At 66.0% G+C, this 7,814-nt stretch carries 7 protein-coding genes and 1 pseudogene; 1 reads left to right on the top strand and 7 read right to left on the bottom strand.

The genetic code is table 11. The features are described from left to right. On the top strand, positions 1–454 hold a 454-nt coding region (ilvN, locus tag ACLP25_RS24875; RefSeq protein WP_442471801.1), incomplete at its 5' end, for an acetolactate synthase small subunit. Positions 455–516: 62 nt separating this feature from the next. Here ilvN and ACLP25_RS24870 read toward each other — a convergent pair. The 7 genes and pseudogenes from ACLP25_RS24870 to ACLP25_RS24840 all read right to left on the bottom strand — a co-directional run. Beyond that, the gene (locus ACLP25_RS24870; RefSeq protein ID WP_442471800.1) at positions 517–1,077 is read right to left on the bottom strand and encodes a hypothetical protein; all 561 of its coding nucleotides are present in this window, start codon (positions 1,075–1,077) and stop codon (positions 517–519) included. A gap of 140 nt (positions 1,078–1,217) precedes the next feature. After that, positions 1,218–1,625 carry an HIT domain-containing protein gene (locus ACLP25_RS24865; protein ID WP_442471799.1) on the bottom strand — a complete coding sequence of 136 codons (408 nt, stop codon included), beginning with the start codon at positions 1,623–1,625 and terminating at the stop codon, positions 1,218–1,220. Beyond that, positions 1,622–2,845: a phosphopentomutase gene (locus tag ACLP25_RS24860; protein WP_442471798.1), complete on the bottom strand. Its 1,224-nt coding sequence runs from the start codon at positions 2,843–2,845 to the stop codon at positions 1,622–1,624. Before ACLP25_RS24860 ends, ACLP25_RS24865 begins: the two co-directional genes overlap by 4 nt. A gap of 7 nt (positions 2,846–2,852) precedes the next feature. Next, complete coding sequence (locus ACLP25_RS24855) at positions 2,853–4,484, bottom strand: ABC transporter ATP-binding protein (RefSeq protein ID WP_442471797.1); 1,632 nt, start codon at positions 4,482–4,484, stop codon at positions 2,853–2,855. Further along, entirely contained in the window at positions 4,481–5,605 is a 1,125-nt protein-coding gene (locus ACLP25_RS24850) for an ABC transporter permease (protein ID WP_442471796.1), read from the bottom strand. The genes ACLP25_RS24855 and ACLP25_RS24850 overlap by 4 nt, the downstream gene beginning before the upstream one ends. A gap of 275 nt (positions 5,606–5,880) precedes the next feature. Continuing rightward, positions 5,881–6,981 (bottom strand): microcin C ABC transporter permease YejB, encoded by a 1,101-nt coding sequence (locus ACLP25_RS24845; RefSeq protein WP_442471795.1) that lies wholly within the window; start codon positions 6,979–6,981, stop codon positions 5,881–5,883. A 160-nt stretch (positions 6,982–7,141) separates the two neighbouring features. Continuing rightward, positions 7,142–7,814, bottom strand: a pseudogene (locus tag ACLP25_RS24840) (ABC transporter substrate-binding protein); the annotation flags it as partial.

Raw genomic sequence — 7,814 nt, 5'->3', positions numbered from 1 at the left:
CGGCGTGCTTGCCCGGGTGGTCGGCATGTTCTCGGGGCGCGGCTACAACATCGAGAGTTTGACGGTCGCCGAGGTCGCGCATGAGACGCACTTGTCGCGCATCACCATCGTCACCTCCGGCACGCCCGAGATCATCGAGCAGATCCGCCACCAGCTCGAGCGTCTCGTTCCTATCCATTCGGTGACCGATTTGACCCTGACCGTGCGGGCGATCGAGCGGGAGCTGGCGATGATCAAGGTCAGGGGCAAAGGCGAGAACCGGGTCGAGGCGATGAACCTTGCCGAGGCCTTCCGCGCCAAGGTGATCGACGCAACGGTCGAGAGCTTCATCTTCGAGCTGACGGGGAACCCGCAGAAGATCGACGATTTCGTCGACCTCATGCGCCCGCTCGGCCTCGTGGAAGTCTCCCGCACCGGCGTCGCCGCCATCTCGCGCGGGCCGGAGCCGATCTGACGGCTATTGTCCGATCCGGGGCCTTCGCGAGGCTGAGGTTGCGGCGGCCCGACCGGGCGTCTTCACCGCTGAGCCGCCGCGGTCCTTTCCGTGCCGAGCGATACGCCTTCCGGCAGAGAGAGGGCGGTGATCGCGCGGCAGCAGACCGTGTTGTCGAACTGAACCTCGACCTTATGCACGCCCGCCGTCAGCGTGACCGCAGGGGTGACCGTGTAGATGCCATGAGCCCACGGGGTCGAGGCGACGTGAGTCCCGTCAATGAACAGATAGCCCCCATCGTCTGCTCCGAACGTGAGCGTATAGGCGCCGGTCCTGGCGACGTTGAGTTGTCCTTTGAGATCGGCGGCGAACGTGACCGACCCGCCAAAATTCGGCAGCGGTTTGAGGATTTGCACCGAGCGCCACTGTGCGGGGATCTCGTCGGTGCGGCCGTCCCACTCGATGTAGAAGCCTTTCGCCGAAGTCGAGAGCGTCGTCCTCGTCACCGGCGGACCGAAAAATGTGATGCTGCTCCCGGTGTCGGTGAACGCGCCGTTGGCATACACACTCACCGAGATCTGCGCCGCGTTCGCGCTGCCCGTAAGCAGAACGGCGCCGATTGCGGTAATCGCGGCCTTGAACATGGCCAATCCTTCCCTTCTCGATGGATATTATCCACACAGTTAGCGCTGTGTACTAGACGGCCGGATGAACAATGTCAATGATACGACCGATATGTGCTACGGCCGATATGCGGGTCACGATCGACGGTTGGGATCGCTCCTTACAGCCGCAGCGCCGCGCGGATGGCGCCGATCAAATCCCTCGCCTCGTCCTTGTTGTAGGGAACCGCCGCCCCGAATCCCCAGACCGGGCCCGGCCAGGCGGGGTCGCCGGCGTGGCGCGCGACCACATGCACGTGCAATTGCCGCACGACGTTGCCGAGCGCGCCGACGTTGATCTTGTCTGCGTTGGCTTGCGCCTTGAGCCAGCCCGCCGTCTGCGCCGCCTCCTCGATCAGCTGTGCGCGGTCGGTCGCGTCGAGGTCTGCGAGTTCGACGAGGCCTTCGCGCCGCGGGACCAGAATGAGCCACGGCCAGCGCGAGTCGTTCATCAGCAGAACGCGGCAGAGCGGCAGGTCGCCGACGAAGTCCGTGTCGCGCGATAGTCGTGCGTCGAGCGAAAAGCTCATGCCGCCCAGGCTTCCCCAGACGGACCTTTCGGCAGGCCGATCTTCGCCGCCAGCGTCTCGGCGATGTCGGCGAGCGTGGCCCGCCCGCCGATCGGTCCGGGCGGCGCGCCGGCACCGAAGGCGACGATCGGCACATGCTCGCGCGTATGATCGAAGCCCTTGTAGGTCGGGTCGTTGCCGTGGTCGGCGGTAATCAGGCAATAGTCGCCCCCGCGCATGGCAGCCTCGATCTCGCAAAGCCGCCGGTCGAAGGCCTCGAGGCAGGCGGCGAAGCCCGGCACGTCGCGGCGGTGGCCCCATTCGGTGTCGAAATCGACGAGGTTGACGAAGACGAGTCCGCCGTCGGGCGTCTCCCTCAGCGCCTCGATCAGAAGATCGACGTTGCCGTCGTTGCTCTTGCCCTTGATCTCGCGCCCGGTGTCGCGATGGGCGAAAATGTCGCCGATCTTGCCGATCGAGACGACGGCGCGCCCCGCCTTGGCGGCGCGCTGAAGCAGGTTGCCGTCGGGCGGCGGCACAGCAAAGTCCTTGCGATGCGCCGTGCGGACGAAGTCCTTCGCGTTGGTCCCCACGAACGGCCGCGCGATCACCCGGCCGACATTCAGCGGATCGCACAGGTGGCGCGCGGCGCGGCAGAGGTCGTAGAGTCGCTCGAGCCCGAACGCCTCCTCGTGCGCAGCGATCTGGAACACCGAATCGGCCGATGTGTAGCAGATCGGCTTTCCCGTCCGCACATGCTCCTCTCCAAGTTCCTCAATGATCACGGTGCCAGAGGCGCGCGTGTTCCCGAGAATGCCGGGCAGCCCACCTTCGGCGATCAGCGAGTCGGTGAGCGAAGCCGGGAAGGCGGGGACCGTTTCCGGGAAATAGCCCCAGTCGAATTCGACCGGCGTTCCGGCGATCTCCCAATGGCCCGAGGGCGTGTCCTTGCCCCGAGACGTCTCGATCCCGAAGCCCCATTGGCCGCGGGGCGGGGTCGCAAGGTCGAAGCCTCGCGGCGCGCGCCCGGTCGAAGCCTGCATCGCGTGGCCGAGGCCAAGCGCGGCCAGTCGAGGGATCTGCAGTGGCCCACGGCGCAGGCCGTCGCGATTGCCTAGGCCCAACGCGCAGGCTTCCACGATGTGACCGAGCGTGTCGGAACCCTCGTCGCCGTAGGCGCTCGCGTCCTCGGCCCCGCCGCAGCCAACCGAATCGAGAACGATGAGAATCGCACGGCCCATTTGCGCCTCACTGGCTGACGACGCCCGAAAGCGTCGCCTCGTTGGAAAAGGCGGCGGCGAACAGGGCGCGGGTGTAGTCGCTCTGCGGGGCGGCGAAAACCGCCTTCGCCTCGCCGCTCTCGACTACCTTGCCGCGCCTCATCACGATGATCTCGCTCGCCAGAGCCCGCACAACCTTGAGATCGTGCGAAATGAACAGATAGGCGAGTTTGCGCCGCTTCTGCAAATCCCGGAGCAGATCGACGATCTGCGCCTGGATCGACATGTCGAGCGCCGAGGTCGGCTCGTCGAGCACGACAAACTTGGGGTCGAGCGCCATCGCGCGGGCGATGGCGATGCGCTGGCGCTGGCCGCCAGAGAATTCGTGCGGGTAGCGGTCGAGGGTCGAGGGGTCGAGCCCGGTGTCGGCAAGCGCCTGCTCGGCGATGCGCCGCCGCTCGGCGGCGTTGAGCTTCGTCCCCTGGGCGATCAGCCCCTCCTCGACAATCTCGGCGACCGACATGCGTGGGCTAAGCGAGCCGAACGGGTCCTGGAACACGATCTGCATCTCGCGCCGCAACGGCCGCATCGCCTTGGAGTTCAGGCCGTCGATCGGCCGCCCGCAATAGGCTATCGGTCCCTCGGAGCGAATGAGCCGCAGCATGGCGTGGCCGAGCGTCGTCTTGCCGGAACCCGATTCGCCGACCACGCCGACCGTCTGGCCTTCGCGCACGGAGAGGGTCACGCCGTCCACGGCCTTCACGTACCCGACCGTGCGGCGAAAGAGGCCGCGTTTGATCGGGAACCAGACTTTCAGGTTTTCAGCGCTGGCGATCGTCGGCGCCGACGTGTCGCCCGGCGGCGCCTCGCCCTTGGGCTCGGCCGCGAGCAGCGCCTGCGTGTAGGGATGTTGCGGGTTGGCGAACACCTCGGCCATCCGACCTGCCTCGACGATCTCGCCCCTCTGCATCACGATCACCTCGTCGGCGATACGGCGGACGACGTTCAGGTCGTGAGTGATGAACAGCATCGCCATGCCGAGCTTCGTCTGCAGATCCTTCAGCAGCTTCAGGATCTGGGCCTGCACGGTGACGTCGAGGGCGGTGGTCGGCTCGTCGGCGATCAGGAGGTCCGGGCGGTTTGCGAGCGCCATGGCGATCATCACGCGCTGGCGCTGGCCGCCGGAAAGCTGGTGCGGATAGGCGCCGAGCCGCTCGCCTGGATCGACGATGCCGACCTCGGCCAAGAGTTCGACGATGCGCTTTTTCGTCGCCGCCGCGCGGCCCTCGTGGAGCGCGATGATCTCGCTGATCTGCCGCTCGATCGTGTGCAGCGGATTGAGCGAGGTCATCGGCTCCTGGAACACCATGGTGACGTTCCCGCCGCGCACGGCGCGCAGCTCCGCATCGGTCATCCTAAGCACGTCGCGGCCGCGAAACAGAATCTCGCCCGTCGGATAGCTCGCCGCCGGTTGGGGCAGGAGGCGAACGATCGCCTGGGCCGTGACCGATTTGCCCGAGCCGGATTCGCCGACCAGCGCCAGCGCCTTGCCCTTCTCCAGCCGGAAGGAGACGCGGTCGACCACGGTCTTGCGCTCGCCCCCTTGGGCGAAGGCGATCGAGAGATCGCGGACGTCGATCAGCGGCGGGTCGGCCTTCACGAGAAGGTCTTTCGCGGGTCGAAGGCGTCACGCACCGCTTCGCCGATGAAGATGAGCAGCGACAGGAGGAGCGCGATCACGACGAAAGCCGAGATGCCGATCCATGGCGCCGAAAGATTCGACTTGCCCTGCAGCAGGAGCTCGCCAAGCGAGGGCGAGCCGGGCGGCATGCCTAGCCCCAGGAAGTCGAGCGAGGTCAGGGTGCTGATCGAGGAATTGATGATGAAGGGCAAAAAGGTCAGCGTCGCCACCATCGCGTTCGGCAGCACGTGCTTGACGATGATCTTCGCATTCGAGAGTCCGAGCGCCCGCGCTGCATTGACATATTCGAAATTGCGCGCGCGCAAGAATTCCGCCCGCACGACGTGGACGAGGCTCACCCACGAGAACAGCAGCAGGATGACGAGCAGCACGACGAAGCTCGGGGCGAGAATCGCCGACAGGATGATGAGAATGTAGAGGTGCGGCAGCGATGACCAGATCTCGATCACCCGCTGCATGATGAGGTCGAGCAGGCCGCCGAAAAAGCCTTGCACGGCGCCGGCGAAGACGCCGATCACCGACGAGACGCCGGCGAGGATCAGGCCGAACAGCACCGAGATGCGGAAGCCATAGAGGAGGCGTGCGACGATATCATGCCCGTCCTGGTCGGAGCCGAGCCAGAGCGGCTCGAGCTTCGAGCAGGGCCTCGGAACCGTCTCGGCGTCGGGGAATTTCTGCTTCTCGAGCGCGGTCCGGCATTGCGCGTCGGTGAGCAGCCAAGTCGGAGGGGTCGGCAGCGGCGTCGGCGGATTGAGGATCGTGGTCGAGTTGGCGAAGCGGATCGGCGGCCAGATCATCCAGCCATGCGCCTTGATCTCGTCGGCCACGAACGGGTCGCGATAGTCGGTCTGCGCCTGGAACCCGCCGAACATTTCCTCTGGATAGTTGAAGAACACCGGGAACAGGAGTTGGCCCTTGTACGAGGCGATCAGCGGCCTGTCGTTGGCGATGAACTCTCCGCCGAGCGAGGCGACGAACAGCACGAGGAAGATGACGAGCGACCACGCCCCGCGCCGGTTGCGCTGGAAGTTGTCGAGCCGCCGGCGATTCATCGGCGAGAGGGCGAGGAGGCGGGTCATTGCGCCACCTCCAAGTGGCGCCCCCGCCCCCCCTGTGGGGGCGGGAAGGGGTAGGGGGTCGCGCGGTTCCGAGCGATTGGCGCCGCACCCGACGGCCACGACTCGCACACATACGCAAGGACTTGTGAAGGACGGTGCGACCCCCCTCCTTTATCGTCCCCCACAAGGGGGGAGGGGAGGCGCCTTCTGATCCGGTGGCTTCTGGGCCGAATCGAGTCGATGACCGGGTCAAGCCCGGCCATGACGGCGATGAGACGAGTCCGTTCCTTCACCCCTCACACCTCGCGCGTCTCGAAATCGATGCGCGGATCGATCCAGGTGTAGGTGAGGTCGGAGATCAGGTTCACCACCAGGCCGAGGAGGGCGAAGATGTACAGGTTGGCGAGCACGACCGGATAGTCGCGCTGAATCAGCGAATCGTAGGAAAGGTAGCCGAGGCCGTCCAGCGAGAACACCTGCTCGATCAGCAGCGAGCCAGTGAAGAACGCGGCGAGGAACGCTCCGGGAAAGCCGGCGATGACGATCAGCATCGCGTTGCGGAAGACGTGGCCGTAGAGCACGCTGCGCTCGCTCAAACCCTTCATGCGCGCGGTCTGAACGTAGTTCTTCTTGATCTCGTCGAGGAAGGAATTCTTGGTGAGCAGCGTCGTTGTGGCGAACGAGCCGAGCACCAGCGCGGTCACGGGCAGGGTGATGTGCCAGAGGTAGTCGAGGATCTTGTGAGGCCAGTCGAGCTCGGCGAAATTGTCCGACGTTAGGCCGCGCAGCGGAAAGATCTGCCAGAACGAGCCGCCGCAGAAGAGCACGATCAAGAGCACGGCGAACAAGAAGTTCGGGATGGCGTAGCCGAAGATGACGATCGCCGAGGTCGCAGTGTCGAAGCGCGTGCCGTCCTTGACCGCCTTGCGGATGCCGAGCGGAATCGAGATCGCGTAGGAAAGGAATGTCATCCACATGCCGAGCGAGATCGACACCGGCAGCTTCTCGCCGATCAGCGTCAGCACGGGCGTATCGCGATAATAGCTCTTGCCGAAATTGAAGGTGGCGTAGTCGCGCACCAGAATCCAGAAGCGCTCGAGCACCGGCTTGTCGAAGCCGTACTGCTTTTCCAGCTCCTTGATGAATTTCGGATCGAGGCCTTGCGAGCCGCGATAGCGCGAGGCGATGTCCCCGACCGCCTGCGACCCGCCGGCGCCGATCTGGCCGCCTCCGCCGCCGAAGCCCGCGGTCGAGCTCTGGTCGGCGCCCTGAAGCTGCGCGATCGCGCGCTCGACCGGCCCGCCGGGCACGAACTGCACGATAGCGAAGGAGACCGCCATGATGCCGAGGATCGTCGGGATCATCAGCAGGAGGCGGCGGACGACGTAGGCGAGCATGTCAGTCCCTTCTCCCCGTACGCGGGGAGAAGGTCGTGATGAGGGGCGGCCCCGAACGGGCGAAGGCACGGCGCCGGCCCTCACCTCGGCCCACTCCCCGCAGAGCGGGGCGTGGGGGATTCTGCTGCCTATCGCCTGCCGCCAACCGCCCCATGACCCCTCACAATCCGATCGCCTTGGCCTTCGTTTCGTCCCACCACCACGTTCCGGGCGCGCCCGTGCCGAGCGCCGGCTGACGGTCGGGCCGCGAAAACGCGTCCCAGAAGGCGACCCAGGCCGTGTCGCGATACCACATCGGCACCCAATAGTGGCCCGCCCGCAACACGCGGTCGAGGGCTCGGCAGGCGGCGTTCAGTTCCTCGCGCGACTTCGCGTCGTTGATCGTTTCGACGAGCGCGTCGACGACCGGGTCGGAGACGCCGGCGAGATTGCGCGAGCCAGGCCGCGCTGCGGCCTCCGAGGTGAGGGAAACCTTGAGTTCCGCGCCCGGGGTCGACGAGCCGCCGTTCGCGACCGTAACCACGTCATAGTCGAACGCGTCGGTGCGCGCCTTGTATTGGGCGGCGTCCACGATGCGGATATTCGCCTGGATGCCGAGCTTGCCGAGGTTCTGGATGAACGGCATGGTGTGGGGCTGGAGGGCGCTCGAAGAGTCGAGGAACTCGATGGTCAGCGGCTTGCCGCTGGGCAGCTTCATCGCATTGCCGTCCCGCTGGCAGCCCGCGGCGATCAGTAGGTCATAGGCCTGCTTGAGCAGCGTGCGGTCGAAGCCCGAGCCGTCGCTCTCGGGCGGCGTATAGGGTTCGCCGAACACGGCAGCCGGCAGCTTGTCG

The organism is Roseiarcus sp. (assembly GCF_052145395.1).
Lineage (GTDB): Bacteria > Pseudomonadota > Alphaproteobacteria > Rhizobiales > Beijerinckiaceae > Roseiarcus.
The sequence above is the reverse complement of the archived record's forward strand: the minus strand, read 5'-3'. Positions and strand labels throughout refer to the sequence as shown.

Coding starts and splice junctions, on each gene's coding strand:
- ACLP25_RS24870 (WP_442471800.1), bottom strand. CDS start 1,077: ATGTTCAAGGCCGCGATTACCGCAATCGGCGCCGTTCTGCTTACGGGC.
- ACLP25_RS24865 (WP_442471799.1), bottom strand. CDS start 1,625: ATGAGCTTTTCGCTCGACGCACGACTATCGCGCGACACGGACTTCGTC.
- ACLP25_RS24860 (WP_442471798.1), bottom strand. CDS start 2,845: ATGGGCCGTGCGATTCTCATCGTTCTCGATTCGGTTGGCTGCGGCGGG.
- ACLP25_RS24850 (WP_442471796.1), bottom strand. CDS start 5,605: ATGACCCGCCTCCTCGCCCTCTCGCCGATGAATCGCCGGCGGCTCGAC.
- ACLP25_RS24845 (WP_442471795.1), bottom strand. CDS start 6,981: ATGCTCGCCTACGTCGTCCGCCGCCTCCTGCTGATGATCCCGACGATC.